General features: G+C 64.4%; 30 protein-coding genes. 3 read left to right on the top strand and 27 right to left on the bottom strand.

Annotated features, from left to right (window positions below):
* Window positions 1-44: 44 nt before the first annotated feature.
* Both ACSMXM_RS10365 and ACSMXM_RS10370 read left to right on the top strand, forming a co-directional pair.
* A complete protein-coding gene (locus ACSMXM_RS10365; protein WP_460315909.1) occupies window positions 45-371 on the top strand; it encodes a hypothetical protein in 327 nt (108 codons plus the stop codon).
* Between the two features lie 22 nt (window positions 372-393).
* Window positions 394-693: an SCP2 sterol-binding domain-containing protein gene (locus tag ACSMXM_RS10370; protein ID WP_460315911.1), complete on the top strand. Its 300-nt coding sequence runs from the start codon at window positions 394-396 to the stop codon at window positions 691-693.
* Window positions 694-989: 296 nt separating this feature from the next.
* Here ACSMXM_RS10370 and ACSMXM_RS10375 read toward each other — a convergent pair whose 3' ends face one another.
* The 26 genes from ACSMXM_RS10375 to ACSMXM_RS10500 form a co-directional block, all read right to left on the bottom strand.
* Complete coding sequence (locus ACSMXM_RS10375; RefSeq protein WP_460315913.1) at window positions 990-2,153, bottom strand: OmpA family protein; 1,164 nt, start codon at window positions 2,151-2,153, stop codon at window positions 990-992.
* Between the two features lie 122 nt (window positions 2,154-2,275).
* A complete protein-coding gene (locus tag ACSMXM_RS10380; RefSeq protein WP_460315914.1) occupies window positions 2,276-2,782 on the bottom strand; it encodes a DUF2793 domain-containing protein in 507 nt (168 codons plus the stop codon).
* 19 nt (window positions 2,783-2,801) lie between these two features.
* Window positions 2,802-3,716 carry a GTA baseplate fiber-binding domain-containing protein gene (locus ACSMXM_RS10385; protein ID WP_460315915.1) on the bottom strand — a complete coding sequence of 305 codons (915 nt, stop codon included), beginning with the start codon at window positions 3,714-3,716 and terminating at the stop codon, window positions 2,802-2,804.
* Window positions 3,716-5,023 carry a phage tail protein gene (locus ACSMXM_RS10390; RefSeq protein WP_460315916.1) on the bottom strand — a complete coding sequence of 436 codons (1,308 nt, stop codon included), beginning with the start codon at window positions 5,021-5,023 and terminating at the stop codon, window positions 3,716-3,718. The genes ACSMXM_RS10385 and ACSMXM_RS10390 overlap by 1 nt, the downstream gene beginning before the upstream one ends.
* 54 nt (window positions 5,024-5,077) lie before the next feature.
* Window positions 5,078-5,467 carry a peptidoglycan endopeptidase gene (locus ACSMXM_RS10395; RefSeq protein WP_460315918.1) on the bottom strand — a complete coding sequence of 130 codons (390 nt, stop codon included), beginning with the start codon at window positions 5,465-5,467 and terminating at the stop codon, window positions 5,078-5,080.
* 17 nt (window positions 5,468-5,484) lie between these two features.
* Window positions 5,485-6,318: a DUF2163 domain-containing protein gene (locus tag ACSMXM_RS10400; protein ID WP_460315920.1), complete on the bottom strand. Its 834-nt coding sequence runs from the start codon at window positions 6,316-6,318 to the stop codon at window positions 5,485-5,487.
* Window positions 6,319-6,391: 73 nt separating this feature from the next.
* Window positions 6,392-8,716 carry a DUF2460 domain-containing protein gene (locus tag ACSMXM_RS10405; RefSeq protein WP_460315922.1) on the bottom strand — a complete coding sequence of 775 codons (2,325 nt, stop codon included), beginning with the start codon at window positions 8,714-8,716 and terminating at the stop codon, window positions 6,392-6,394.
* Window positions 8,713-9,282, bottom strand: a complete 570-nt coding sequence (locus tag ACSMXM_RS10410; RefSeq protein ID WP_460315923.1) for a tail tape measure protein — start codon at window positions 9,280-9,282, stop codon at window positions 8,713-8,715. Before ACSMXM_RS10410 ends, ACSMXM_RS10405 begins: the two co-directional genes overlap by 4 nt.
* Window positions 9,275-9,463, bottom strand: coding sequence for a phage tail assembly chaperone (locus tag ACSMXM_RS10415; RefSeq protein WP_460315925.1), 189 nt, complete (start codon window positions 9,461-9,463; stop codon window positions 9,275-9,277). The genes ACSMXM_RS10410 and ACSMXM_RS10415 overlap by 8 nt, the downstream gene beginning before the upstream one ends.
* Before the next feature lie 2 nt (window positions 9,464-9,465).
* Window positions 9,466-9,768, bottom strand: a complete 303-nt coding sequence (locus tag ACSMXM_RS10420; protein WP_460315926.1) for a GTA-gp10 family protein — start codon at window positions 9,766-9,768, stop codon at window positions 9,466-9,468.
* Complete coding sequence (locus ACSMXM_RS10425) at window positions 9,768-10,175, bottom strand: phage major tail protein, TP901-1 family (protein WP_460315927.1); 408 nt, start codon at window positions 10,173-10,175, stop codon at window positions 9,768-9,770. Before ACSMXM_RS10425 ends, ACSMXM_RS10420 begins: the two co-directional genes overlap by 1 nt.
* A 34-nt stretch (window positions 10,176-10,209) precedes the next feature.
* A complete protein-coding gene (locus ACSMXM_RS10430; RefSeq protein WP_460315929.1) occupies window positions 10,210-10,599 on the bottom strand; it encodes a DUF3168 domain-containing protein in 390 nt (129 codons plus the stop codon).
* The gene (locus ACSMXM_RS10435) at window positions 10,596-10,826 is read right to left on the bottom strand and encodes a hypothetical protein (protein ID WP_460315930.1); all 231 of its coding nucleotides are present in this window, start codon (window positions 10,824-10,826) and stop codon (window positions 10,596-10,598) included. The genes ACSMXM_RS10430 and ACSMXM_RS10435 overlap by 4 nt, the downstream gene beginning before the upstream one ends.
* Window positions 10,823-11,143, bottom strand: a complete 321-nt coding sequence (locus ACSMXM_RS10440) for a phage head completion protein (protein ID WP_460315931.1) — start codon at window positions 11,141-11,143, stop codon at window positions 10,823-10,825. Before ACSMXM_RS10440 ends, ACSMXM_RS10435 begins: the two co-directional genes overlap by 4 nt.
* Window positions 11,140-11,673 carry a head-tail connector protein gene (locus tag ACSMXM_RS10445; protein ID WP_460315932.1) on the bottom strand — a complete coding sequence of 178 codons (534 nt, stop codon included), beginning with the start codon at window positions 11,671-11,673 and terminating at the stop codon, window positions 11,140-11,142. The genes ACSMXM_RS10440 and ACSMXM_RS10445 overlap by 4 nt, the downstream gene beginning before the upstream one ends.
* A complete protein-coding gene (locus ACSMXM_RS10450) occupies window positions 11,670-11,951 on the bottom strand; it encodes a phage fiber-tail adaptor protein (RefSeq protein WP_460315933.1) in 282 nt (93 codons plus the stop codon). The genes ACSMXM_RS10445 and ACSMXM_RS10450 overlap by 4 nt, the downstream gene beginning before the upstream one ends.
* Window positions 11,952-12,034: 83 nt before the next feature.
* Window positions 12,035-14,674 carry a sialate O-acetylesterase gene (locus ACSMXM_RS10455; RefSeq protein ID WP_460315934.1) on the bottom strand — a complete coding sequence of 880 codons (2,640 nt, stop codon included), beginning with the start codon at window positions 14,672-14,674 and terminating at the stop codon, window positions 12,035-12,037.
* A 3-nt stretch (window positions 14,675-14,677) separates the two neighbouring features.
* Window positions 14,678-15,046 carry a hypothetical protein gene (locus ACSMXM_RS10460; RefSeq protein WP_460315935.1) on the bottom strand — a complete coding sequence of 123 codons (369 nt, stop codon included), beginning with the start codon at window positions 15,044-15,046 and terminating at the stop codon, window positions 14,678-14,680.
* Between the two features lie 80 nt (window positions 15,047-15,126).
* A complete protein-coding gene (locus ACSMXM_RS10465) occupies window positions 15,127-16,284 on the bottom strand; it encodes a phage major capsid protein (RefSeq protein ID WP_460315936.1) in 1,158 nt (385 codons plus the stop codon).
* Entirely contained in the window at window positions 16,281-16,718 is a 438-nt protein-coding gene (locus ACSMXM_RS10470; protein ID WP_460315937.1) for an HK97 family phage prohead protease, read from the bottom strand. Before ACSMXM_RS10470 ends, ACSMXM_RS10465 begins: the two co-directional genes overlap by 4 nt.
* Window positions 16,719-16,775: 57 nt before the next feature.
* Window positions 16,776-17,087: a DUF6127 family protein gene (locus ACSMXM_RS10475; RefSeq protein ID WP_460315938.1), complete on the bottom strand. Its 312-nt coding sequence runs from the start codon at window positions 17,085-17,087 to the stop codon at window positions 16,776-16,778.
* Complete coding sequence (locus tag ACSMXM_RS10480; protein ID WP_460315940.1) at window positions 17,087-18,214, bottom strand: phage portal protein; 1,128 nt, start codon at window positions 18,212-18,214, stop codon at window positions 17,087-17,089. The genes ACSMXM_RS10475 and ACSMXM_RS10480 overlap by 1 nt, the downstream gene beginning before the upstream one ends.
* A gap of 264 nt (window positions 18,215-18,478) precedes the next feature.
* Window positions 18,479-19,813: a DNA-packaging protein gene (locus ACSMXM_RS10485; protein WP_460315941.1), complete on the bottom strand. Its 1,335-nt coding sequence runs from the start codon at window positions 19,811-19,813 to the stop codon at window positions 18,479-18,481.
* Entirely contained in the window at window positions 19,710-20,309 is a 600-nt protein-coding gene (locus tag ACSMXM_RS10490; protein ID WP_460315943.1) for a hypothetical protein, read from the bottom strand. The genes ACSMXM_RS10485 and ACSMXM_RS10490 overlap by 104 nt, the downstream gene beginning before the upstream one ends.
* A gap of 46 nt (window positions 20,310-20,355) precedes the next feature.
* Window positions 20,356-21,993 (bottom strand): flavin-containing monooxygenase, encoded by a 1,638-nt coding sequence (locus ACSMXM_RS10495; protein WP_460315944.1) that lies wholly within the window; start codon window positions 21,991-21,993, stop codon window positions 20,356-20,358.
* 93 nt (window positions 21,994-22,086) lie between these two features.
* On the bottom strand, window positions 22,087-22,263 hold the full coding sequence (locus tag ACSMXM_RS10500; RefSeq protein ID WP_460315945.1) for a YegP family protein: 177 nt from the start codon (window positions 22,261-22,263) through the stop codon (window positions 22,087-22,089).
* Window positions 22,264-22,386: 123 nt separating this feature from the next.
* On the opposite strand from ACSMXM_RS10500, the gene ACSMXM_RS10505 reads away from it, so the two are divergent.
* Complete coding sequence (locus ACSMXM_RS10505) at window positions 22,387-23,142, top strand: 3'(2'),5'-bisphosphate nucleotidase CysQ (protein ID WP_460315946.1); 756 nt, start codon at window positions 22,387-22,389, stop codon at window positions 23,140-23,142.
* On the opposite strand, the gene ACSMXM_RS10510 is transcribed toward ACSMXM_RS10505, so the two are convergent.
* Entirely contained in the window at window positions 23,139-25,052 is a 1,914-nt protein-coding gene (locus ACSMXM_RS10510) for a potassium transporter Kup (protein ID WP_460315948.1), read from the bottom strand. The two genes, ACSMXM_RS10505 and ACSMXM_RS10510, sit on opposite strands and share 4 nt — an antisense overlap.
* Window positions 25,053-25,159: the final 107 nt, after the last annotated feature.

A 25,159-nucleotide genomic window follows, 5' to 3' on the forward strand; every position in this document is an offset into this window, starting at 1 on the left:
TGGGGCTAGGCGCTAATAGTATAACATGCAGGAGGATTATCTGGATGACCGGGCGTTTCCCTTCACATTGCGCAAATCTCGCCAAGGGAGCGATCGCAATCGCGTTCCTGGCGCTCACTGCTTGCGGCGACAGTTCGGATGAGGGCGGCGATACCGCAGCCGGTTCTGCCGGCGCCGACGTCGAGAGCGATTTCGACGCCTCCACCGTTGATGTCATGAACGTCGATGTAGCGGCAGGCGGCGTCGAGACGACGATGGACCCCGCCACCGCCGACGCGGGCGTCGATATGTTGGGTCAAGATACGCCCCCGCCCGCTGAGGCAGAGGCAGCACCCCCTGCTGATAACGGTTCGACCGCACCGCAGAACTAATATCCACTTATCGGAGACGGACATGACCCTGGAAGAAATTACCGAGAACATGCAGGCGCGGGTCGGCGCCGATGCCGGCCTGAACAAGAGCGTGAAGTTCGACTTCGATGCGGATGGTATCGTCCGTATAGATGACAAGGCGTCGCCAGCGGTCGTCGACAACCAGGATCTGCCTACCGATTGCACGGTGAAACTCTCAAAAGACGATTTTGAGAAGATCGCAGCCGGTGACATGAATGCCCAGATGGCCTTTATGCAGGGCAAGCTGAAGATCGATGGCGATATGTCCGTCGCCATGCAGTTGGGCAAAGTATTCGGCTGACCTTTTAAATTTTAAAATGCGAAAAGGCCGTTCGCCCCAATTGGGGTGAGCGGCCTTTTTCTGTGCGGCTATTCCTGCCGCACCAGCCCGCGCCCTGCCGCCGATCAGGGCGTGATAGGCTGCGTCTGGCAAAGATCCCTATAACCGCTTGGATGTGCCGCACTTCGCGACGAAGCCAGGCGCCGCCAAGGCCCCATTCCTGAGCCAAAGAAAAAGGGCCGCTCCAGCAGGAGCGACCCTCTTCCAATTCAGCCAGGTGGGGCAGGCGGCGAACCGCCCGACCCTCCCTTGGGAGATTACATTCCGGCGCCGCCGAAATTGATCTCCACGCGGCGGTTCTGCGGCTCGCGCACACCGTCAGCGGTTTCGACAAGCGGACGGCTCTCGCCGAATGCTTCCGTCGAAATGACGCCCTCGGGAACGCCACGGCCGACCAGATATTCGCGGACCGCATCTGCACGGCGCTGCGAAAGACCGACATTGTAGCTCGCGCTACCCGACTTGTCGGCGTGACCGGCAAGCGTGACGCTGGCCGAACCACCTTCAGTATAGGCAGTGGCCGCACGGTTGAGCGTATCCGCAGCTTCCGACGTGATGTCCGACTCATCCCAGTCGAAGAAGACCAGGAAGTTGTCCGCAGGCGGCGGAGGCGGAGGCGGAGGCGGAGGAGGCGGCGGAGGCGGAGGAGGAGGAGGAGGCGGCGGGGGCGGCGGGGGAGGAGGTGCCTCTGGCTCGCCGAAGTTCATGATCACGCTCGCCAGCAGAGAGTGCGTCGCGAACTGATTGCCGTTATACCCAACTCCATTAACACCGACGAAGTTGTTGTCGGGATCGTTGAAGTAACGATACTTCAGACCCAGATCCAGATTGTCCGTGATCGCACGACGAACAGCAGCGATTACCTGGAAGGCAACGCCCGTATCGCTGTCATCGACGAATGCAGCGCCACCCTCGGCCAGCTGATAGATATCAGCCTTGGTGCGGGTGATGCCGACACCGGCACCGATGGAGCCGCCCCACGCATCATCTTCACCACCGAAGTCGAGAAGACCGTTCAGCATGAAGCTGAGAACCTGGGTCGCGCCGTCGCCATTGACGAAATTGCCGGTGGTGTAACCTCCGCCTGCAAGGTCGGATTCACCGCCACCACCGATGATGGTGCCACCACCCGGGGAAACGTTCAGGTTTACTTCGTCGACATTGGCTTCTTTGTAGCCAAGTTCGAACTCGGTACGGAACATACCGAAGTCATAGCCAACGATGCCATCGACATCGAAGCCATATTTGCTGTCGATCGTGAAGTCATTGTCACCATCGACGTCACCGCGAATTTCAAAGTCGGCATCTTCGGCAAGAAGGGCACCGCCCTCCAGTCCGACATACCAGGCATTGTCACGAGCGAGCGACGGACTTGCCAGGGCGGTCCCGGCAAGGGCCGCTGCGAGGGCTAGTCTACGCATTGAATTCCCCTTTCATGGTCAAACGAATTCCAGCTTTGAATACGTCTGCCGCGATGTATAGTTCAATTTTTTCTAGCGCAAGTTTTGAAAGTGACGGGAATGTTGCAAATAAGCATCACTTGTTAGCTGCTGCCAGCGGCGACCAGCCCCAGCGTTTGAAAATTTGCAAGCAGAGCATCTATCGCGGCGCGCGCTTCGATGTCGATGACGGCTCCCCCTATCGGGCTGGTGACAGTTTCAGGCGCGGTCGACAGCATCGTTCTTCCCCCGACCGAGAGCCCCACTACTGGCAGACCGCCGCCGCCCCAACCGGTCCCGTCATACAGGACCAGTGCGTTTTCGTCCTCAAGCCAGATCAGCAGGCCCGGTGCTGGCGTCATATATGTCCACCGACCGTCCCATTCTGCGATCTGCCCCGCGCGCCCGGCCCAGTCCCCGTCAGCGTCGTCCGGGACGATCCACGCGCGCCCCATTTCGGCTTCTGCCGGTGGAACCGCAACGGTGCGGCTCGCAATGCGCGGGTGGCTCCAGCGGTCCAGTCGCAGCAACGCCTCATTATGGGTTACCTCCTTCTGCGCCTGCGCAACCTGCAGCAGCGGCAGGTGCAGTCGTTCGGTCATCTCCGTCATTCCAGTCCCTCTTTGCAATTTACAGGTCGGTGAAAATACGGGTTGCCGCGGCACCGCCGCCCACCAGCGGGCTTAGCTGGCGTACCTCGACGGCCAGGCTTCCACTTGCACTACCGAATGCTGCCTGTCGGTCGGCGGCGGTCAGCAGCAACGAGGGCGCATGGTTTATCCGCTCGATAGTGTATCCGTCCGACGTTATGCGGACTGCATAGGCTTCGCTTTCTTCTCCCAATGGAGCGTCGACCCCGTCGGTCCAGGCGAAGCCGATACGGCTGCGTCGTTTCCAGCGGAATGTCAGATCACCTTCCTCGCCCGGGGCCACGTCCAGATGAACGGGCGACAGCGGCCGCAGCGCGCGCCCGCTCACCGTCAGTGTCACACCTTCGGTCACAGGCAGGGAGTCATTCGGTCCAACCGCCTTGACCCGCAGCTCGCCCGCCACTTGCGTCAGCGGCAGGTCGAGCGGGAACAGCGCCTCGGGTTCGATCATCACGAACCGTTCTCCAGGACTGTGCCCAGCCACGGCTGCTTCGGTTCCGCGGCGCCCGCGCAGCAGGCCGGACAGCCGCCACAGGCGCGCATCTATCTGTTCGGCACGGGCGAACTGCACCAGTTCTTCGCCCACCAGCGCCATGTTGGCGCCGCCCAGCACCGCGTCGCGGCTCGCTGTCAGCAAGGATTGATCGTCGATCAATTCGACCGTCACATGGGATACCTCGTCCCACGCGGCCCAATCTGCAGGCGGCAGGACATCTTGCACGACCCCCATCTTGGCTGCGGTGCTGGCGATGCCCACCGATTGCCAGGTCGCCCCCGCATCCGGGCTCGCCCAAATTTCCGCGCGTCGCCAGCCGGCGCTGCTGCCCCCCGCCGCGACCCACAGGCGCACCTCGTCGCGCGGCTCGCCCCCGATCGGCGGCAGCTCCAATACCATCAACTCGGTAGCCCCTTGCGGTATGTCGGGCTGCTGCAGCGACACGCCGGAATCGGCGGGGGGCAGGACGCGCGCCGCCCCCGCCGCCTCTCCAGTTGCACGGTCAGGCCGAGGGCTTCCACCGCTGTCTGCCTGACGTGCCAATCGCCTCCACCAATCGCCTCCTCCTCCACGCTCAGCAGATCGCCGGGTTCCAGAACGAGCGCGGAAAGCGGCAGGCGCCGCACGGCATCTGCTCTTCGCCCCCACATCTCCGCCAATTGCGCTTCAGCGACCTGTTTCGCTTCAGGGGCGGTCAGACTAGCCGGTAGGTCGAAATGGATATCGAGGCCGCCCGAACCGGCGCGTACTGCACGCTGCACGCTCGGCTGATAATCCCGCGACGGGTCGTTCGCGGTCAGCGTCAGTGCGCCGGGCAGGGTTTCTTCGCCAGTGCGGCGGCGCTCGCCAATATGTTTCCGATCGTCACGATCCGGCAGCAACGATCCAGCGTTCAACGAATAGCGGTCTCCGCTCCTGCGGACTGAAAATTTCAGCCCCTCGGCGCTGGAACTTACCGAAAATGGCGTAACGACCGACAGCCCGGCAAGTATCGCGGCCAGATCGCTGTTGCGAGAGGCGGAATAGCCGGTCATTTCACCGGAAAGGCCGGATGCATCTGCCCGACCCCCCACCGCCCGCACCAGATCCCCGACGATCAGATCGCCGGTCGCGCTGCCGTCGGCGACGATCTCGAAACTCAAATTCGGGATCCGGTTGGCATAGTCCGCCAATTGCAGATCCTGGAAAACGGCATAGGCCAGGCCGCGAAAGGCCGGTGCACTGCCAATGCCCAGTTCGGCCTGCAGCAACGGGTCAGGCCTCTGCCGTTCCGTACCTTGATAGATGCGCACTGTCCCACCCGACAGCATGTCGCCCGCCGCCCCGCGCAGCAATTTGCCGTCCGCCCAGATACGATTGACGCGTTCGATGCGGCGGCCTGCAAAGGCGACGGCAAAACTTGCCGAATAGCTGTAGGTGGTCGTCCGCCCTCCCGACCGCTTTCCTCCCCCCGACCGGTGGGCGGTTTCCTTCAGCCCGGACGACCAGATAACCGTCCCCGCGCTGCGGACCGTTCCATAATGGCGTGGCAGCGGTGATCCGTAATCGCTGCCCTGCATTGCCAGATCCGACAGGCGCGGACCTTCCCGCCCCTTCGGTCTGAACAGCACATGGCCATCGATCTGCTGGCCGACGACATTGCCGATCGCGGCACCGATGGGGCCTCCGACGGCTCCCCCGACCGCTGTCAGAACAACGCTAGCCATATTTCCGCCTCCCGCCATTGCCATCGCGCCGCCGCATCATTGACGGTGGAGCCCTCATCTTTCCTCGCCCTCCAGCCGCCAGACGAAGAGTGTGCGCCAACCCGGCGGCAGCTCCGCCTCCACCACGCGCCCAACGCCGAAGTCGGCATGCACTGCGCCCTGCTCCGTTTGCACCGCCAGATGATGATGTCCCGGTCCGACCTCCACGTGCACGATATCGCCGGGACGCGCCGTTTCGACGGGAAGAAAGCCATTGGCCATCATGCCTTCGATCAGGCGTGTGCGATTGTCGCTGCGCAAGGAATAGTCGGACGGAATCTCGAACCGGACGCCGCCGGCACGCGCCGCCAGCGCTGCCAATCCGACGCAGTCGAGCGCAAGGCCCGCGACCCGACCCTGCACCCGTGTGGGCGTACCGATCGCCGCGCGTGCCGCCGCGATCATTGCCGCCTACCTCTGGTTCACAGGCCCGGATAGCGCAGAACCGCGTCACGTCCCGGGACGTGCGGCTCGCCGCGAAAATTATCGCCATTCTGGAAACGCTCGCGACATGTCGCCCAGCGCCGATCACACCCCTGCCGCAAGATCAGCCGGTCGCCCGGCGCCAGACCGTAGGCATCGTCGTCCAGCATCAGCGTATCGCCAATAGACCGCGCAATGCCGAAATCCGTCCCTGCCGCTCTTCCCGAAAGCGGTCGCAATCGCCCATAGCTGAACAGCGCATCTGGATCCTCTCTGTCGACGCGCACCTCCCCCGCCTCCACCACCTCGACCACGCGCACCTGCCGCTGATATTTTGCCAGATCGACACCGCAACGCGCATCACCCAGCCGCGCGCGGCATTCCGGCGTCGTCAGCTCCACCGGCGCGCGCGCCAGCAATGTTTCAGCCGTCTTCAACTGTGCCTCGAACCTGTTGCCGGTCTGGACGATCTCGCCGATTGTCCCGCGCATCAGAACCAGCTTTCCCGCCGTCGGCGCGGACCAGTCGACCAGCATCAGTTCGGCATGGGCACCATCATATCGCCCCAGCTCCACATCCTCAGCACGGATGGCCTCAGATGACAGAAATCCAGCAACATCCACGCCTTCCACATCCAGCCCATCCGTTTCCACCACGGCAGAGGGGACCATTCCCGGCGCCGGAAGATAGTCCAGCCCCTCGATCCGCAACGGTCGATCATGTGTCGTGAACCCCAGCGCGACGCCATCGGCACGAACGACGCGCCACAGCCAGGCAATGGACGTAACAGGCGCGGACAGCGCGGCCGCCAGCGCATCAGGAACCTGCCGCATTGCAGACCTCCCTATATATATAATGCCGTGAAGACGGGGCACAGCCGGCCGGCCGGCCGGCCACAATCTCTTATTATTCCCGCACCTCAATCAGCGGGATTGAGGGGATGTCCCCGGCGCGCCAGCCACTCAGGGAAACTTCCAGCCGGTCGTCGGCAAAGCGCACCGGCACGTCAAAGCGGAATCCTGCCGTGACGACGCCCTGCGGCGCGGTGGCAAACCGGACGACGCCGCCCTCCTCGACCGTCCAGTCGAAGGTCTCGGCGCCGTCGACCGCTATCTGCACCGTTCCCGGCTCTGGCCTGGACACCCGTCTCACCTCGGCGTCGTTTCCCTCGCCATAGCGCTTTACCAGGGGAAAGTCGGTGCGTACGCCGTCACCGACCCCAAGATACTGATTGAACGGCGAAACCGTGCCGTCATCCGATGACGTGAAATCCACGGGATCGCGGAACCGGAACGCATGTGCCTGCCCCTTTCGCGCCCGGAAGAAGCGCACCAGCGTCGCCAGATCCTCTTCCGATCGCATTCCCGGACCGGCATCGTACCTCAACCGGCCGCCGGCCCACACGCTCGATCGCTGCTCGGCACCGGATATGCTCTCGGCAATCTGGGTCAGAAACTCCGGTCCACCCGCCGCTCCCTCGCCCAGCGCCAGCGGAAACGCCACGTCGTGAAATGCCTGCACCTCGCTCTCCCCGCTCATGTTGAAATAGGTGAAGCCGTCCCGCCGCACCTGCGGCAAGGCCCAGACAAAAGTCTGTCTAACCTGGCGCGCGCTCGCCCGTTCCGCCGCGTCGGCTATCGGCCACCACCTGTCGGCTGCACCGGCCTCAAGGACGAAACCGGCAAAATAATCCTGCGCCGAGGCGGGATAGCCCAGCTCCGTTTCCACCGCCTCTACTGCTGCGCGGGACCCGCCTGCATCCTCTGCCAGGACAAAATCATAATCTTCCAGCTGCAGCACGTCGAAGGCGGGGGCCGCCCATTCGGCTGGCATGTTCACGGTCTTCAACCACACCGCGTCCCGGCGAAGAACCTGCGGCGCATAGAACAGCAGTGCTGTCTTGGCCGTCGGCACGGACAGCTTCACCGCCGCCGCCAGATCCAACACGGATCGCCCCAGCCTCCCGCCCAGCCAGGGCGCATAATTCGCCTGATCGTTCGTCAGCGTTTCCGCGATCTGCGTCAGCGGCGCGCCGATGCTCCTGCCCGTTTCCGCCTGATAGGCCGACACTGCGGCCTCGTCGTAGAAGCATGGCACTTGCGTTTCGCCGAACCCGGTCCACCACCAGGGTTCGCCAATCTGGAACCAGACATCTACCCCTGCTCCGTCTGCAATCCCTGTAAAGGCCGTCGCTACCGACTGCAGCCATGCCATCGCGCCCTCATTGGCAGGGGACAATAATATCGATGGCGGCTGCCATCCGGTGAGTGCGGGGGATCCGTCATGCGCCCGCTGCTTCCATGCCTCCGGCGCATAGGCATCGAACAGTTCGTAGCTCAGCGACAGGATCGGCGTAATGCCATCTGCGGCGCAGCGCACCATCAGATCCTCGAACCATCTTCGGCAGGGTGCCACCAACGGATCCCCGATTGCCGGGACAACGAACCGCGCCCCGTCCCGGATCAACCGCATATAATGCGACATGCCGACATAGACGTTCAGCCATTCGCGATAGCCCAGGGCCCGCACGTTGCGCAGCAACCGTTCGGGCGCAACATTATATTCGTCGTCATATCCTGTCGCCATGCGCAGGCCGTGCGGCGGAACACAGGCATCCCCCACGGCAATGGAGGAGCCCCCGCCCTCGCAATGGATATTCTCCAGCCAGACGGTCGCATCCATCGGCGCCCCCAGCGGCGCATCTGTCTCGTCATAATCTTCAGGCACGAACGACAGGAACATCCGGTCGACGTCTCCCGGCCACACCCCTTCACCGCCGGGTGCATAGCCATCGGACAAATCGTCGAAATCCAGCCTGACGAGCGCATCCTCCGGCGTGCCCTCGGCATAATTCCACAGCCGCACATACCAGGTGCGCGCCGCACCTTCGGCATCCCGCCCTTCGATGGTCAGTGCAGCGCCGTGCGGCACGTCCAGCGGCTTCAGCGCACCCTCCGCCCGCCATCGGAACGACAGGATCAGTCCGCGATAATCGCGCGCCGTCTCATATTTCAGCAGGGGGTGATCGTAGGAATCTTCGGATTCCCAGATCAGCCCCGCCAGATCGTCCTTTCTGTGAAAGGCCAGGTCGACACGCAGCGATCCGGGCTCCGTCGTCGTCACGCCGGCCATCATCGGCCTTGGAAAATTCAGCACCCAGTGCGCCGCGTCGAACCGCTTTATCCAGTCGCGGCGCACCTGATCGCGCATGCTCGCCAGATAATGCGTCATGCCCGCGCCAGTGCCCGCTGTACCGCCCGCGCCACCTGTCGGCCCGACTGGGCCATAAGTTCCGGCCGCTCCGCCGCCGCGCCGTTCACATTGACGTTGATGGTGACCGGCCCACGCGGGGCTGCGCCGCCCCCCGTCTCGACCCGCCCGCTCGCGGTCGGCACGAACAATTCTGGTCCGCGCTCCCCAACCACATAGGCCTGCCCCGGTGACACCGGCCCGCCTGTTGCGCGGCCCGGCTGGCCGGCGAAACTTCCGACAACCGCCGACAGGATCGACGCCAGCCCGCCAGCACCGCCGGGTCCGCCGGGTCCGCCGGACATTGGCTGCAATTGCGCCGACAGGATCGCTTCGAAAACGGACAGCGCCGTCCGTTTCAGGTCCTCCAGGCCGAATTTACCCGTCCGCACGAACCGGGCCAGCGCCGTTTCCATGGCCGATCCCGCGCGCTCCACGCCCTTGGCCAGCGGTCCTTCGACACTGTTCCGCATCGTCTCGACATCGCGGGCAAAGCCCTGCGTATCCGCCCGCACTTTCAGGACCAGCGTATCCAGTTCCTCATCCATCGATCGTCTCCTCCAGCGCCCGCATCGCGGACACGGTCATCGGCGCGTCCGCCTCCGGTGGCAGCAGTCCATTCAGCGCCAGCATCAGGTCGGTCGGCGTCGCCGCCCAGAACACCTCCGGTGCCCAGCCCAGCCGCACGCACGCCACCCCACAGGCGCGCCGCGCAATATCGCTGAACATCGCTAGCGCCCGGCCAGAATTTCGGTCAGCAGCGCCTTCAGCGCCGGTGTCGCCCGCACCAGCCCGCCTGACAGGACACCATCAGAAAATGTGTCCCGATCCCCGTCAAAGCCATGCGACACATGCCAGAACAGCCCCGCCATCTCCGCCAGCGTCAGGGCGCCTGCCGCCGCCCGCTCGACCAGGGCGAACAGGGATCCCAATTCCTCCTCGGCGGCACACAACGCTGCAAAGGTCGGACGCAGAATCACGTCCTGTCCTGCAACCTCCAGCGCGACCTCCCCGCGCAAATGATTGGCCGCCATCAGGCCGCGACCACCGGCCCGGCGCTTTCCAGGCTCAGCGTGTAGGTACGCTCACCGCCAAAATCCCCGGCATAGTCCAGCCGCGTCACCAGGAACGGCCCCGTCACCGTCTCGCCGCTTTCAAATGCCAGCCGATAGTCGGCCACCCGTCCCCCCAGCGCGTGGCCCTTTAACCGCGCCTCCGCTGCAGAGCCGTTGAAGACCCCCGCACCCGAAACGGACACGGATCGCGTCCCCGCTTCGGACAGGATCTCGCGCCATCCGGCGGACCCCTTGTTCGTCGTCACCACCGCATCGGTGGTGATAGACATCTGCGTCGTCCGCAACCCAGCGACCGTTTCGAAACTGATCGGGTCGCCGCCATCAGACAGTTTCAACAGAAACGCACTACCCTTTTCCGCGCCCATAGATTCCTCCTGCTTCTTGAAAAATACCGCGCCTTCAGCCCTGCAGCAGGGCCTCGAATTCCACCTCGCCGTGCACCAGCCCTTCGCGCGTTTCCCGCACGGTAAAGGCGCGGAGGAACCGCATCTCGACGATACGTACCGTCGGCAGCTCGGCCGGAATGTTCAGCAACGCCTGTTCGACGGCCAGCATGCGTGGCTTCAGCGGGGCCACGCCGCCGCCCACCGCCCAGCAGGATATGGCGAACCGGTGCCGCCGCAGCGCCACCTCCTTTGCGCCCGCCTCCACGATCAGTTCCGGGCCGATCACCAGATAGGGCGCTGCCCCCTCCGCAGGCGGCCCGTCCCAGACCGGCCACCCGTTCAGGCCGGGCGCCCCCAGCAGCGCCGCGCGCACGGCCACCTGCAATTCATGCGATCCTCTCATCGAACCAGCTCCCGCCCCCACAGCGACAGCCAGCGTAACCGGCCATCGTTCAGCGCATCTCCTGCGCCGTTCAGCCGGACCCGCACCTCGTCGCCCTGCGCTTCAGCGTTCAGTCCTGCCTCTCGTTTCAGGGCGGAGACCGCATGACGTGAATGGCGCGCCTGCGCCGCTGCCACCCGCCGGGCTCCCTCCTCGCGCAGCCGCGCGGCAAACCGGCCCGCATTCATCGCTGCCGCTCCGCCGAAATCCGCACCCGGTCCGGGCGTCGCGGGTCTTCAGTCACCGACATCACACGCAGCATTTCGCCCCGCCAGCGCAGCCGGTCTCCCGTCACAATTTCAACGCCGCTCCGCATGATGATCGCCCATTTCGGAAAGGCTGACAGCCGTTCACCGCGCACATCGACGCCCGTATTTTCCGGCGTCACGCAGGCCCAGACCAACGCGTCCTCGATGAACGGCAGGGCCGCGCCCGCCGCATCCTGACCTGCGGGCTTCAGGATCGCGATCCGCTCCGTCAGTGCACCCGCAAACTCCCCCCTCATGACAGTCGCATTCTGCGCCACGGTCGCCACAGCGCCGCAATGGCTGCGGGCGGCGCGCCATCATCGGCTGCGTCGCGATGCGTGAACATGTGCGCGACCAGCCGCACCACGCCTTGGCGCAGGGCGTCGGGCAGGCCGTTCCAGTCCCCGGCCAGTCCTGCCTCCACCGTCAACACCGCGCGCACGGCGCCCTCACGCGGATCGACCCTCACCCACCCGTCGCCGCAAAAGTCTATCTGCGCCTCGACCGCTGCCATGGACAGCGCAACCTCCCCACCCGCGGCGTCGATACCGGCTGCGGAAACGACGTGCTGCATCGGTGTCGGGCCGATCCGGTGCCATGCACCATCCGCGGCCACCTGCGCCACGCGCTCCCCGCGCAACAGCACCTGTCCGGTAAACTGCTCCGCCAGGCCCGTCGCCGTTCTTACCAGCCCCGCCAGCAGCGCGTCCTCTTCCGGCCCGTCCAGCCGCAAAAAGGCCTTCACCTCGTTCAGGCTCACCACGGCCTGTGTCCCCGGCCCGCTCATCGTTCTTCGATCCTGATGGTCAGGGACCGTTCGTCCTGGCGGCCGTCCGATAATTCGATGCTGTTCACGATGCGGTAGACGGCGCCCTCCGTACCACCTGACAGCGTTGCCGCCGTGCGCTGCGGCCCTGTAACCGTGGCCCCGATCACCAGGCCACCGGCGTCGTCCGGCTCTACGCGCCAGCTGCTGCCGACGATCTGCTCGTCCTCCAGATAGCCGGCGCCCCAATCGACCGCATAGTCGATCGAAGACCCCGGACTTTTCAGGTAAAAGCCCATTCGCCGCTCCCAATGTTGAAATATGTTCCAGCCCGGCGCATCCGCGCGCCGCTCTTCGGCATCGGACCGCCCGATGGCGCGCCCTATTCTTGAACGTGCCGCGTTCTCGTATTCCGCTGCGGCCGCAGCGTTCGGCCGCGCCTTGCCCGCGGCACCGCGCTTCCTCCCGGCCACACTGCCGCCCCCCGGCCGCGCAGCCGGATGCGGGTCCCGACCGGCAGAACGGATGCTACTCCTGATTGATGGTCCAACAAGGCTCCGCTGCTGCGCAGTTCGATGCGTGCCGTGGCTGGCGCAATCTCGGCAATTGGCACAGCCGTGCCGCTTATCCCGGCATATTCCGGCTCCAGCGCCCAGCCGGCATCATCCATCATGGGCACGGAAACGTCCGGCGTACCCGCCATATAGCGGACGGTACGCGCCGCACCCGGCATTATGGGATCGTGGCTCAGCCGCACCGTGTCCGTCGCAATCCGGACGGCGTTCTCAACGGCAACCGCCTGCCCATCGACCGACAGCTGGAACCCCGTCGCACCCGCTTCGGGCAGCACGCCGTTTCCGCCCGCATGTGCAATACGGACATCCGTTTGCCCCGCCGCCGTCGGCATCACTTCCGCTACACGCGGACCAAGCGCCTGCACATCCATGCCAAACAGGCGCGCCGCGACAAAGTCCGCCGCCCGCTCCGCCAGAATGCGATAGCTGGTCAGGTGCAGCTTATCCGGTCGCAACAGCGGAAACAGGTCCGGTGAATGCGCGGTGGTCAGATTGTGCGGACTGTCCTCCTGAAACTCATACTGCGCCTGACGCACCATCCGGTATCCCAGCGCCGTCGCGGGCGACGCATAGATCAGCGGAATGGCCACGAACTTCAGCGTGGGCAGGTTCAGGTCTGCCCGCAAATTCCCCGCAAGTGCCGACAGGCTGGCGCGATAGGCCGCCGGGTTGCCCGAACCTGTACCGCAATTCCCCTCGCCCTGATTCCACAGAATGCAGACCGGATCGTTCGCATCGCGATAGTCGACCTTGCCGATCAGATCCCAATAACCCTGATTGCCGCTGCCCGCACTTTTGTCCCAATAGCTGATGGGTTTTCCGCCCGACGCATTGCGGATCATGTGGACCGGCACCCCGGTTAATTGGGTAAACCGGTTCGCAAAGGCGACATGGCCTTCGCCCACCGGCGCGGCACCCCCGCCGCCCAGCGACGTCTGCGCCAGTACCGACAGCGGTGGCGGCGGTGCATGATCAGTCGCCTCCCACAGCTGCATGTTTGATTGGCCGGACAGCACGACGGTCCGCCCCACACCGAACGTCGCTCCACTTGCGGTAACGCCAACATCCTCTGCAAGTCTGACATCCACCCTGTAGGTGCCTGCGGGGTCTCTGCCGCCGCCCGGGGGAATGGGACTGATTGTCCCGCCAAAGGCACCCCCAGAAATCTCGCCCAGCGGTTGCCAGTCATGTCCTGCGACCGCCGCGCCCGCATCCGTATCGGACAGGCGATATTCCACCGCCCCTGCGGCCCCACCCGTCGCCGTTCCGCTAACCGTCAGATCCACAGCTTCGGCACCCGCCGGACAGCGGATCAGCGGAAAATATTCCGCCGTATAGCTGACGGTGATGGCCGCAATTTCATCCGTGGTGAATTCGGCCCCGCTGACCGGGCTGCTGTAAATGTCGCCATCCGCATCATAGGCCCGCGCCGACCAGCCATAGACCGTCCCGGGCGACAGGTCGGTCGCCGCAAACGGAGAGGCGCCCGAATAATCGACCGGCAGGCCGCCAATCGTGATCTCGATCCCGTCCGCCCCGGCTGGCAGCGTAAAGGGCAATTCCGCACGATCTTCACCGATATTCGTCGGCACCCCCAGCGTCGGCGGGTCCAGCTCTGCCGGCGCGGCAGCTTCATATTCGTAGGCGCCTGCATCCGGCGGATCGCCGCGCAGCTTTCCCTCCATGTCCGTCGAAACATCGGCCAGGGTAAGCCCCGCGCCGGCGGCTGGCGTCGCACCGTCCTTCAGCCGGAAATCGCCATTTTCCGCATCGACGAACAGGCTTGCCGGATCGGCCACCAACAGGCTGCCCGCCGTGCCATCGTCGGTGATGTTGCCGCCGCGCGCCGCATCGGTTTCAATGGCATTGTCGCCGCTGCCCATGACGATCGTATTGTAGATTTCGCTGCCGCTGCCATAGACGACCAGGCCGTCATCGCCCGCATTGTAGATGGTGCAATTGCGCACCCTGATACCGCCCGTCACTGTATAGACAGCGTCCTCGGCTGCGTTGCGAATGATGCAATTGGTGATCCAGGCGCGCGTCAGAACGCCCCGGTTCGGCGTCCCTTCCATGTAACAGCCAATGGCGTGGACGACCCCGCCATAATCCCCCGCCAGGGAAAAGCTGCCTGCCAGCCCGACCACCTCCACATAGGCTCCTGCCACCGGTCGGAACGTATATGATCCATTGTGACTGAACCCCACGCCAGTGCCGGCCTGCCCGCCATGGCCAAGCCCGTCGGCGGCCCGGATGATGATCCTGTTGACCGCGTCGCAGGTCCAGCCGTGATTGAAGACGGAGCTGTCGGAAATCCCCGCGTCATAAACGACCAGTTCGGCGATCTCGTCCAGCGCGATCAGGTCGCGCGCCTGCGCGGCGGACCATGCGTCCAGCGTCGCATAGTCCCGGCCCGCGCCGATGGAGTGGGAGACAATGGTGGGCATGGATCAGGCCGGGTCCGCAAACTCGATGGACCATTGGGCGAAATCGACCGTTCCCCCCGCCGCGATCACCACGGCCGGACACTCCGCCACGTACAGCAGCGTCGCATTACCTTCGTCCAGCAGCGCCACATGATCGGCCGTTCCGCCCGCCATTGCAGACACGCCCGCCTTGGCGGCAACGGTAATCCGCCGCCCATCCTCCACGCCATCCGAAATGGTAAAATCCTCGGCTGTCACCGATACAGAGGCAAGCCGCCCCGCATCCGCCGCCGCATAGCCACCGGGCGCCCCCGACAGCGCGACCAGCGCCGACGCACCCGACAGTTCGGCCAATGCTGCATCCAGCACCAGCGCGTTCACGTAATTCGCCATCTCATCCCTCCTTTGCGCCCAAAAAAATGGGCCGGCACGATGGGACTTCTCCCGTCATGCCGGCCCGCTTTTCTTCGGTTCTAGGCGCTGAAGCGCAGCAGCTTGATGGCTTCGGAATTCACCACCGCGCCGCCGACGCGCTTGGTCGCATAGAAATGCACGAACGGCTTGTGCGTATAGGGATCGCGCAGGATCCGCGTCGCCGCCCGCTCTGCGATGACATAGCCCGCCCTGAAATTTCCAAAGGCGATGGACGCGGCATCGGTCGCAACATCGGGCATCGCCTCAGCCTCGACCACGGGATAGCCCAGCAGCGTCGCCGCCGCCCCCTCCGTCAGGCCGGGTCGCCACAGGAAATTGCCGTCCCCGTCCTTCAGCTTCCTGACCATCGACAGCGTCGACGAATTCATCACGAACGCCGCGCCCTGGCGATGCGACGCCTTCAGGCTATGCACCAGATCGATCAGGGCATCGCCATCCGCCAACGCCCCGTCGACGCCCGTGTCGACATGCTGCAGCGTGCCAAAGGCACGAACTCCGTCCCCTTCCGCCGTACTGGCATAATCCAGGAATCCGCGCGGCATATTGACCCCGGTGCCGCCGACGAAGGCCGCCCCTTCGGCAAAGGCGAATTCCCTACCGATCTCCGTTGCCAGCCAGCTTTCGACATCGAATGCGGCATCGTCCAGCATGGTCTGCGACGCCGTCGGATTGGCATATAGTTCGCCCATCGGCGGCGCGATCTCGACAAAGTCCGGCGCATCCGTCTCGGCCCGCAGGGCCGTCTCGGATACCCAGCCAGAGGCGAAGCCGCCCACCGCCGCCAGCTTGCGATAATCGCCGGACCCCACCGTAACCACGTTGGCGATGCCCCGGATAGGCGACGCTTCCTTCATCACCGTCTCGATCATACGGTCCAGTTCGACCGGCACCGCATAGCCGCCCTCCGCTCCCGTGGCGGTATTCAGCGATTTCAGCTCGGGCGCCGTTTCCATCCCCTTGCGCAGATAGGCATCGGCAAAAACCTTGCGCTCATCACCGCCACCGTCGGCCTTCATGCCCAGCGCGGGGCGCCGCGACGCCGTCAATTGCGCGGACAGCGATTTCACCTCCGCCTTCAGCGCCGACAGATCCGCGGCCATAATGTCGCCCGCCACACCCTCGAACGCCGCGCCCTCGAACGCCGCCTCCAGATCCTGGCCCACCCCGTCATTCGCTTTCGTTTCATAATCCATCATGCACTCGCCCTTTCTTCAGAAAATACCCCGATGACCCGTGCCAGCGGCTGCATGGGAAAGGTCACCAGCGACACCTCCACCAATTCCACCTCCAGCAATTCCCTGACGCCGCGCGCGCGGTCGCTGCGCGCCCGCTTCGTCCGATATCCAAAGCTGAGGCCCGACAGCGCCCCGCCCTTCACCAGCGCCGCCGCCTCCGCCGCGCTTTCGGCGCCCTCTGCAAATTCGCAAATGACGCGCAGGCCGCGCGCATCCTCCTCGGCACGCACGACCCGCCCGACCGGCCGGTCGGCGCCGTGCTGCCACAATAATGGCACGGGCAGCCGGACATCCTTGAACGCCCCTTTCCGCACCACATCGCGTCCCCGGTCCGGCACGTCGAACACGGCCGCGTACCCGGCCAGGCGCACAGCGGCGCCCTCCGCATCACCCATAAATTGTCTCCAAAACTTGCCCCGAATCCGTGTCAGGACGCGCAAGGCGGGATCGCCCTAGCCCGTCACCAGCCCCTTCAGGCCCAATGACCAGGCCAGCCCGATCAGCAGGCCCATCATCACGATCCGCGCGATCCACTGCACCACCGCCTTGCGTGCGGATGATTTCGCGTCTCGCCAGGCGCTCAGCAGCTCGCGCAGCTCTGCAACGTCCCGTCCCGCCCCCAGATCGGACAGCCCCACCCGCGCCATCGCTCGCGACGCTCCCGCCTCGCTCGCCTCCTCGACCAGCGCCCGCAGCGTCGCGACATCGCAGCCCTTGGCATTCGCCTGCGCGATCAGCCCCGCTAGGATCGTGTCATTGGTCATCAGCTTAGCCCCAGCACGCGCTTTTTTTCGTCGGCGGTCAGGAAATCCGCCGTCGCCACCCGCTTCCACATCTCCGCCCGGTCGGATGCCAATGCCGGCACCCGGTTCAGGTCGACCGCCACCTCGGCCTCCGGCCACCAGAAACGCAACCATCCCGACAATGCCTCCAATATGCGCCCCGCCAGCGGCAGGACGGTCAACCGCCACAGCGCCCGGTTCGCCTCGGCATAATTCGCATAAGTATTGTCGCCCGGCAGCCCCAGCAGCATGGGCGGCACGCCCAGCGCCAACGCAATGTCGCGCGCCGCCGCCGCCTGGCCCTCCGCAAAGTCCATGTCGGCGGGGGTCAGTGACAATGGCTGCCACTTCAGGCCGCCTTCCAGCAGCAGGGGCCGTCCCGCGCGCGCCGCACCGGAAAACCCCTCGTCCATTTCCCGCCTCAACCGATCGAACTGCTCGCCGGATAGCGTGCCGCCGTCGCCTCCCGCATCGAACATCAAGGCCCCGGATGGCCGCGCCGCATTGCTCAGCAGCGCGCGGTTCCACGCCGCTGCCTCATTATGGGCCGCGATCGCGCCGCTGGCCGCCTCCAGCGCGCCCAGCCCATATAATTCGTCGCCTGGCGACAATGCCCTGATGTGCAGTACGCCCGCCGCCTCGTCGGATGCGATGGGCAGCGCAGCCTCCCGCGCGCCGGTACGGTACAGATAGCGCGCAGGCCAGCCGGAGGCGTCTGTCTCCACCCGCATCCTGTCCGGCGCCAGCACATGCATTTCGGCCGCTCGTCCATCGCCGCCCGCCGCCGTATCGACATAGGCATTGCCGTGCAGCACCAGATGCGCAGCCAGCAACTCCAGGAACGCCCCGCAAGAGGCGCGGGGATTTGGCCGTCTGATGATTTCCTCGACGGGCGCGCCGCCCTCAATCGTCAGGGGCGCGCTGCCGACCGCTTCCGCCACCAGTCGCACCGCCCGGAACGCGACCGGGTTCCTGTTCAGTGCCGCCCGCACCCGTGCGTCATAGGCTCGCGGCACCTCGCCAGCGCCGGTCTCGTATAGAAAGGCCAGCGAATGCCGCGCAGGCGCGATCGCCTCCCCCTTTCGGGACAGCCATTCGAACATCGTCATCTCCCTGATTTCTTGCAAAGCCAGCGACGCAGGGCCGCCCTAAACCCGCGCGCCAAGTGTCGGTGACCTTTACACCCTGATGACCATCATCGGCACGAATTACGCAAAAACATACACTTACGTGTCTGGCCCGGACCTTGCTTGTTTTATTCCGAAATAAGCTCGATCCGCAGCATTTGGCGCGGATCGGCTCTTCTTGCGCCGCCACGGCAAGGGCAGGCAGCAAGGGGGTGCGCGCCTCGGGGGAAGCGCGCACCCCGCTCCTCAGATTGCCCGCACCTGCGGCCGCCGCTCTGCCTTCCCCAGCATCAGTTCGGTCAACGCCCAGACCAGCGCATCGGCACGGTCGGGCGACTTACCCGGCCCTGCATAATCTCCTCCTGCCAGCAAACCGCACAATTCGTCCTCCAATTGCGGCATCGTACCGACGTGCCGCACACGCCCCGCTTCGTACAGCGCCGCCACCGGTTCCGCCCGCGCGACCTTGCAGCGCGATGCGCGCACCGATCTGACCGGCAGGCCGGATGCGACACCCTTCAGCACCGCCTCCACCATGTCGCCACCATTATTGACCTCTGCAATGACGCGATCCGCATCCCAATCTCGCGCCGCCAGCGCAACCGCGCGCGCCCAGCCCTCTGGCGATTGCCCACCCAGGCTCGCATCCGCCAGAACATAGGCAATGTCCTCGCCATTCCGGCCAACCGGCCCCAGTCCCGCCACCACGATCCCGCATAGTGCGGCGTCCGGCCCATTGCCTCCGGCGGGCGGATCGACGCCGACGACCACGCGCCGCAACAGACCGGGCGCCTTCTGGACGCGCAGCGACTCCAGCATCCCCCGCGTCCACAGCGCCCCTTCCAGTTCGGACAATAGTTCGCCGTCCAGTTCCTGCCGCCCCCGCCGTGTCCCTGCGAAGTCCCGCTGCATCGCGGACAGGAATGCCGGTGGCAGGGCGTGATTCTCGAACGTCGATCCCCGCGTCACCGCGACGGCGGGATCCTCCAGCAGGCTGGCCAGCAGGCGTGACGGCTTCGGCGTCGTGGTCAGCAGCAATTTGGGCCGTTTGCCCAACCGCAATCCCATGCGCAGATTCGTCAGCGTCTCCTCGGGCCGCGCCCACTTTGCCAGTTCGTCCCCCCAGGCGGCATGATGCTCCGGGCCGCGCAGGCTGTCCGGCACTTCCGCCGAATAGACCGTCGCCACCGCGCCCGTCTGCGACCATCTCAATTCCCCGCGCGAAGGATAAAAGGTCGGGCGCCAGCGCGGATCGCCCAACGCCATCAGGCCGGATGCCCCCTCCACCATGATGTTGCGAACATCGCTGGCGTTCGCCCCTATCAGGGCGATACGCGCACCATGCGTGCGCAGCGCCACCGATCGTATCCATTCCGCGCCAGCGCGCGTCTTGCCGAAACCGCGGCCTGCCAGCATCAGCCAGACATCGGGATCGCTTCCTGGCCAGTTTTGCCGCTCCCGCGTCCAGGTGGACCACTCATGATAGGTCTGCCTGTCCCTGTCCTCCTGCAGCCGCGCTACCACGCGAAACTTCGCCTCTTCCGGCAACGCCTTCAGCCGGTCGATCCATGTCGTCTGCAATGTCCACGTCCCCCGCTGGCCCCGCTTCCCCGCCTGCCACGCCTGACACGCCGGTCCCGCCCGTCAGGCGCACGATTTCCTCTTCCGTCATGATCGCCTTTGCCAACATGGACCGCGAAATCACCGCTTCCGCTTCATAGGCGCGCAACGCGGCAAGCGATCTGTCGTCCGGGTCGAAGGCCGGATTTCGCGCGGCCCTCGACGACGCCTCGGCCTCGTCGGCCGCTGCTTTCTCCTCCCGCTCTCGCTCTGCCTGTTCGCGCGCGATCTGCCGTCGCTCGCTCTGGCGCAGCAGTTCGATCGCGACATTATCGGGATAGGTGCGATACTCGCCCTTCACCTCGCCGCCATGTTTATAGGGCTGCAAATCCCCGTCGGTACAACGCTCGATCAGCCGCGTCTCCAGCCTCAGCATGGCCATGTCGCGAACGGCCCGCAGGCGTTCCGCACGGTCGCCATCACAATGCCTCAACACCGACCGAGTTCGTCTCGCCATATCGTTGCCCCCAACGAAAAAAGGCGCCGTCGACCGGCGCCCCTTACTAGCCCCCTGTGGGACAATTTCTCACTGTGGCTTCCTTATACATGTGAGCGGTTCGCACGTCAACATAAAAAGTGCCTATTTGGTTATTCTGTCGCCGATCTGTCGGCTTTCGTCTATATTTCCCCCCATCCGCTGTCCTGAAAATCATCGTGCCGTCGTCCACGGGGTTCTTGGTCAACTCCTTGCGATCCTCCACATAGTCGTGCGGTTGATGCCAGGGCGGCAGGTTTGTCCCCTTTGGCATGATGTGCGCGGCGCGCTGGAAATAGCCTGAACTCAGGTCCCATAGCGGCGCCTCCTCGAACTCGCCCACGGGTGGCTGTGCGGGGAGGGCAACGTCCGCGCCGCGCCGGTCCATCTCGCTCAGCAACCGACAGACGTAGATCGCCGCAATATCGGCCTTCAGCGTCCAGCTTGCATTGGAATAGCCGAACGTCGACGCCAGGTTCGGGATTCCTGCGAACATTACACCCTTATAGGGATAGGTCTGGTTCAGCCGGGCCGGCTCCCCGTCAATCGACAGGGTCATTCCGCCCAGAAGTTTCAGGTTCAGGCCTGTCGCCGTAACGACGATGTCCGCCTCCACCTTCGTCCCATCCTTCATATTCAGCCCGTCGGGGGTAAAGGTGACAATCTCGCCGGTGACCATGTCGGCATTCCCCGCCTTCAGCGCATCGAACAGATCATCGTCCGGCACCAGGCACAGGCGCTGTTCCCATGGCCCATAGCGCGGCGTCAGGTGCGTCTCGACATCGAACCCAGCCCCCAGCTTCCGGCGCGCTGCGTCCAGCAATTTGGCACCGATCTTCTCGGGCTCTGCGCGGGCACGCCGGAACAGGAACCGCTGCCCCCAGACATTCTTGATCCGGGTCAGCCTGTACGCCAGTTTCGCCCCCAGCCACCGGCGCAGGAAATTTGCCGCACGATCCTCTGCTGGCCGCGACATTATCCAGCTCGGCGAACGCTGTACCATGGTGACGTGCGCCGCTTTCTTCGCCAGCGCGGGGACCAGCGTCACGGCCGTCGCGCCCGACCCGATCACGGCGACGCGCTTGCCGGCATGGTCCAGATCTTCCGGCCAATGCTGCGGATGCACGATCCGTCCGGTAAAGCGGTCCTCGCCGGCGAATTCCGGGCGATATCCCTGCGAATAATCATAATAGCCGGAATTCACGTAAAGGAATCCACAGCGTATTTCCGTGGTCTTGCCCCGACGGCGCACCGTGACGATCCACTCCGCCGACGCGCTCGACCAGTTCGCATGGACGACTTCGGTGTGGAAATGGATGCGCCGACGGACATCATATTCGTCGGCGGTTTCCCTGATATATTTCAGGATGGCCGGGCCGTCCGCGATGGACTTCGCCTCCGTCCACGGTTTGAACATATAGCCCAGCGTATGCATGTCGCTGTCGGAACGTATGCCCGGATATCGGAACAGATCCCACGTCCCGCCAATGGCGCCCCGCGCCTCGACGATGGCATAGCTTTTCCCCGGACAGCGCATGCCCAGGTGCACGGCGGCCCCGATCCCGGACAATCCGGCGCCCACGATCAATACGTCGACGCGGCGCGGCACGTCCGATTCGGCCAATTCCGCTTCGGCCCAGCCCGACTCAGCCTCGTCTGCCGTCATTACCCGCGCCCTTCCGTGATGGCGCGACAGCTAGGATAGGGGCCTCTCCCCTACAAGCTAACGAAACCGACGAACCGGGCGGATAGCGCTGTGTCAGTCTGCTTCGACTGTCTCCGCACCGCCGACATGCTGCTGTATCGACTCAATGGCACGCTTGGCACCGGATCGGCTGGCATAGCCTTCGGTCGAAAAGATGATTTCATTATTATATTTGAACCGCACCCGGTGTTCGCCGGCCTTGTCGGTATAGATTTCAAATTTGTGCGCCATTTGGCATTTCCCTCTCGATTATTTGCATCAGCACCATATCGGGCGAACAGCTTGGATCAACAGGCAGGCTGGGGGATTGATAAAGAGGACCGTCCAATATCCTCACCAGCGGGGTAGAGCTTCATGCCTGACCATAGCGCCGTCACCGATGCAGATCTCGCCGCCAGGCTGGCGGCTCAGGCCGGGCATCTCCTCATGCACATCCGCGGCGAATCAGGGCTTTCCGGCGCGGCATTGGGCGACGCAGGCGACAGGCAGGCAAACGACCTGATCCTGGCGGCGCTGGCCCGTCACCGCCCCAGGGATGCGGTCCTTTCAGAGGAGTCAGCCGACAACGGCGACCGCCTTGGCGCAGAGCGCGTCTGGATCATCGATCCCTTGGACGGTACACGGGAATATCGGCAGGGGCGGGACGATTTCGCCGTCCATGTCGGGCTCAGCGTGAATGGCGCGCCCGCCGTAGGCGCCGTCGGCCTGCCGCCGCGTGACATCGTACTGCGTTCGGACACGCCGCCCGCTCTACCTGCGGAGGCGGCCACGCTTCGCATCGCCACCAGCCGTACGCGCCCCGCCCCGATTGCCGCCGCCATCGCGCGGCGGACCGGCGCTGAATGCCTCCGCATCGGCTCTGCGGGCGCAAAGACGGCTGCGGTCATATTGGGGCAGGCGGACGCCTATATTCACACGGGCGAACAGTCCGAATGGGATAATTGCGCGCCTGCCGCCGTGGCCCTGGCGGCAGGGCTTCATTGTTCCAGAATCGATGGCTCGCCGCTGCGTTACAACCGGCGCAACGTGATCGTCCCCGATCTGCTGATCTGCCACCGCCACCGCGCCGCGCAGTTCATCGCCCTCGCCCACGAAGAATCTGGCGGTTAGATCTCGACCTGACTACCCAGTTCCACGACGCGGTTGGTGGGCAGGCGGAAGAATTCCATCGCCGTCGCCGAATTTCGCAACATCCAGGAAAACAGCTTTTCCCGCCACAGCGCCATACCCGGCCTGTCTGCCGCGATCAGCGTCTGACGCGACAGGAAAAAGCTGGTCGTCATCATGTCGAATTTCGGCCCACAAACCCCCTCGATTTCCTTCAACGCCCGCGGAATATCGGTTTCCTGCAGGAACCCGTATCGCAACACGATGCGGAAGAATCCTTCGCCCAGATCCGTCACGCTGCAGCGATCTTCGGGATCGATGTGCGGCACCTCCTGGATTTCCACCGTCAGGATGACGATCCGTTCGTGCAGCACCTTGTTATGCTTCATATTGTGCAGCAACGCATGGGGCACGCCAGCGGATTGGGACGCCATGAAGATCGCCGTGCCGGGCACACGGGTGGCGCTGCCCGCAGCGGACTTCACGAACACCTCCATGGGCATTCCCGCCTCCTGCATGCGCTGGCGCATCAGGAACCGACCGCGCGCCCAGGTCGTCAGCAGGGTAAAGACCACGCCGCCCACCAGCAGCGGGAACCAGCCGCCTTCCGGTACCTTCGTGATGTTCGCGGCGAAATAGGCGCCGTCAACAATAAAGAATACCAGCATCAGCGGGATGGTGACCCAGCGTTTCCACTTCCAGACCATCGGCAACAACACGCTCAGCAGCGCCGTGTCGATCAGCATCGCGCCGGTGACGGCGATGCCATAGGCGCTCGCCAGGTTCGACGAATTGCGGAATGTCAGAACCAGGATGATCACCGCGATCATCAACGCCCAGTTGATGACCGGAATATATATTTGGTTCGCCTCCTCGGCCGACGTGTGGACGGTCGACAGGCGCGGAATGAAGCCCAGTTGGATCGCCTGATGGGTTACGCTGAACGCGCCCGAAATAACGGCCTGGCTGGCAATGAAGGTTGCGGCGGTGGCCAGGAAAACCAGCGGCAGGCGCAGAAATTCGGGGGCCAGCATAAAGAAGGGCGACTTGATCGCCTCCGCTGCCGCCGCGGCATCCGAATTTGCGATCAGCGCCGCCTGCCCCATATAGTTCAGCAGCAGCGCCGGCATGACGAACCACAGCCAGCTGATCGCGATGGGCTTCCTGCCGAAATGCCCCATGTCGGAATAAAGCGCCTCTGCGCCGGTCACGGCTAGTACGACCGACCCCAGCGCCAGAAAGGCAAGATATCCGTCGGTAACGAAGAACATCACCGCGTTCCACGGGTTCAGCATGGCCAGGATGATTTCCGGGTACTGAACGATCTGGATCAGCCCCAGCGTGGAAATCGTGGCGAAATAGAGCAGCATGATCGGCCCGAATATGGCGCCCACCTTTGCCGTGCCGCGCGACTGGATGAAAAACAGGAACACCAGCAGACCGATGGCGATCGGGATGACCAGCGGCTCCAAGCTTGGGTTCACGACCGTCAGACCCTCCACCGCCGATAGAACGGAAATGGCAGGCGTGATCATGGAATCGCCATAGAACAGGGCCGTTGCGAAAACGCCCAGCACGACGATCACCTTACCCCATCGCGCCCGTTCCGTACTGCGAGAGATCAGCGCCAGCAGGGCCAGCGAACCGCCCTGCCCCTTATTGTCGGCCCGCATGAGGATGGAGACATATTGGATCGTGACGACCAGGGTCATCGACCAGAAGATCAGCGAGATCACGCCATAGACGTGCAACGGATCCAGCGCGAGCGGATGCGGCCCCACGAATGTCTCGCGAAACGCATAAAGCGGCGACGTACCGATATCGCCGAAAACGATGCCGATCGCGCCGAGCGCCAGCTTGGCCGTGGCCCAGTGGCGATCTTCGCCGGTCAGCGGTTTTTGGGATGCGGACATAGAATAGGTCCCGAACGCTCACTTCGCAGGTGCAGCATGAAGGCGGCGGCGCCTAGCACTTCGCAACCCCGTGGGCAAATATGGTGGAGTCCGGGCTTCATTTGTCC

This window comes from Pacificimonas sp. ICDLI1SI03 (assembly GCF_054740865.1).

Excerpts from the sequence above, each read along its gene's own strand:
- ACSMXM_RS10365 (WP_460315909.1), top strand. The coding sequence starts at position 45 with ATGACCGGGCGTTTCCCTTCACATTGCGCAAATCTCGCCAAGGGAGCG.
- ACSMXM_RS10370 (WP_460315911.1), top strand. The coding sequence starts at position 394 with ATGACCCTGGAAGAAATTACCGAGAACATGCAGGCGCGGGTCGGCGCC.
- ACSMXM_RS10375 (WP_460315913.1), bottom strand. The coding sequence starts at position 2,153 with ATGCGTAGACTAGCCCTCGCAGCGGCCCTTGCCGGGACCGCCCTGGCA.
- ACSMXM_RS10380 (WP_460315914.1), bottom strand. The coding sequence starts at position 2,782 with ATGACGGAGATGACCGAACGACTGCACCTGCCGCTGCTGCAGGTTGCG.
- ACSMXM_RS10385 (WP_460315915.1), bottom strand. The coding sequence starts at position 3,716 with ATGGTATTGGAGCTGCCGCCGATCGGGGGCGAGCCGCGCGACGAGGTG.
- ACSMXM_RS10390 (WP_460315916.1), bottom strand. The coding sequence starts at position 5,023 with ATGGCTAGCGTTGTTCTGACAGCGGTCGGGGGAGCCGTCGGAGGCCCC.
- ACSMXM_RS10395 (WP_460315918.1), bottom strand. The coding sequence starts at position 5,467 with ATGATCGCGGCGGCACGCGCGGCGATCGGTACGCCCACACGGGTGCAG.
- ACSMXM_RS10400 (WP_460315920.1), bottom strand. The coding sequence starts at position 6,318 with ATGCGGCAGGTTCCTGATGCGCTGGCGGCCGCGCTGTCCGCGCCTGTT.
- ACSMXM_RS10405 (WP_460315922.1), bottom strand. The coding sequence starts at position 8,716 with ATGACGCATTATCTGGCGAGCATGCGCGATCAGGTGCGCCGCGACTGG.
- ACSMXM_RS10410 (WP_460315923.1), bottom strand. The coding sequence starts at position 9,282 with ATGGATGAGGAACTGGATACGCTGGTCCTGAAAGTGCGGGCGGATACG.
- ACSMXM_RS10415 (WP_460315925.1), bottom strand. The coding sequence starts at position 9,463 with ATGTTCAGCGATATTGCGCGGCGCGCCTGTGGGGTGGCGTGCGTGCGG.
- ACSMXM_RS10420 (WP_460315926.1), bottom strand. The coding sequence starts at position 9,768 with ATGGCGGCCAATCATTTGCGCGGGGAGGTCGCGCTGGAGGTTGCAGGA.
- ACSMXM_RS10425 (WP_460315927.1), bottom strand. The coding sequence starts at position 10,175 with ATGGGCGCGGAAAAGGGTAGTGCGTTTCTGTTGAAACTGTCTGATGGC.
- ACSMXM_RS10430 (WP_460315929.1), bottom strand. The coding sequence starts at position 10,599 with ATGAGAGGATCGCATGAATTGCAGGTGGCCGTGCGCGCGGCGCTGCTG.
- ACSMXM_RS10435 (WP_460315930.1), bottom strand. The coding sequence starts at position 10,826 with ATGAATGCGGGCCGGTTTGCCGCGCGGCTGCGCGAGGAGGGAGCCCGG.
- ACSMXM_RS10440 (WP_460315931.1), bottom strand. The coding sequence starts at position 11,143 with ATGAGGGGGGAGTTTGCGGGTGCACTGACGGAGCGGATCGCGATCCTG.
- ACSMXM_RS10445 (WP_460315932.1), bottom strand. The coding sequence starts at position 11,673 with ATGAGCGGGCCGGGGACACAGGCCGTGGTGAGCCTGAACGAGGTGAAG.
- ACSMXM_RS10450 (WP_460315933.1), bottom strand. The coding sequence starts at position 11,951 with ATGGGCTTTTACCTGAAAAGTCCGGGGTCTTCGATCGACTATGCGGTC.
- ACSMXM_RS10455 (WP_460315934.1), bottom strand. The coding sequence starts at position 14,674 with ATGCCCACCATTGTCTCCCACTCCATCGGCGCGGGCCGGGACTATGCG.
- ACSMXM_RS10460 (WP_460315935.1), bottom strand. The coding sequence starts at position 15,046 with ATGGCGAATTACGTGAACGCGCTGGTGCTGGATGCAGCATTGGCCGAA.
- ACSMXM_RS10465 (WP_460315936.1), bottom strand. The coding sequence starts at position 16,284 with ATGATGGATTATGAAACGAAAGCGAATGACGGGGTGGGCCAGGATCTG.
- ACSMXM_RS10470 (WP_460315937.1), bottom strand. The coding sequence starts at position 16,718 with ATGGGTGATGCGGAGGGCGCCGCTGTGCGCCTGGCCGGGTACGCGGCC.
- ACSMXM_RS10475 (WP_460315938.1), bottom strand. The coding sequence starts at position 17,087 with ATGACCAATGACACGATCCTAGCGGGGCTGATCGCGCAGGCGAATGCC.
- ACSMXM_RS10480 (WP_460315940.1), bottom strand. The coding sequence starts at position 18,214 with ATGACGATGTTCGAATGGCTGTCCCGAAAGGGGGAGGCGATCGCGCCT.
- ACSMXM_RS10490 (WP_460315943.1), bottom strand. The coding sequence starts at position 20,309 with ATGGCGAGACGAACTCGGTCGGTGTTGAGGCATTGTGATGGCGACCGT.
- ACSMXM_RS10495 (WP_460315944.1), bottom strand. The coding sequence starts at position 21,993 with ATGACGGCAGACGAGGCTGAGTCGGGCTGGGCCGAAGCGGAATTGGCC.
- ACSMXM_RS10500 (WP_460315945.1), bottom strand. The coding sequence starts at position 22,263 with ATGGCGCACAAATTTGAAATCTATACCGACAAGGCCGGCGAACACCGG.
- ACSMXM_RS10505 (WP_460315946.1), top strand. The coding sequence starts at position 22,387 with ATGCCTGACCATAGCGCCGTCACCGATGCAGATCTCGCCGCCAGGCTG.
- ACSMXM_RS10510 (WP_460315948.1), bottom strand. The coding sequence starts at position 25,052 with ATGTCCGCATCCCAAAAACCGCTGACCGGCGAAGATCGCCACTGGGCC.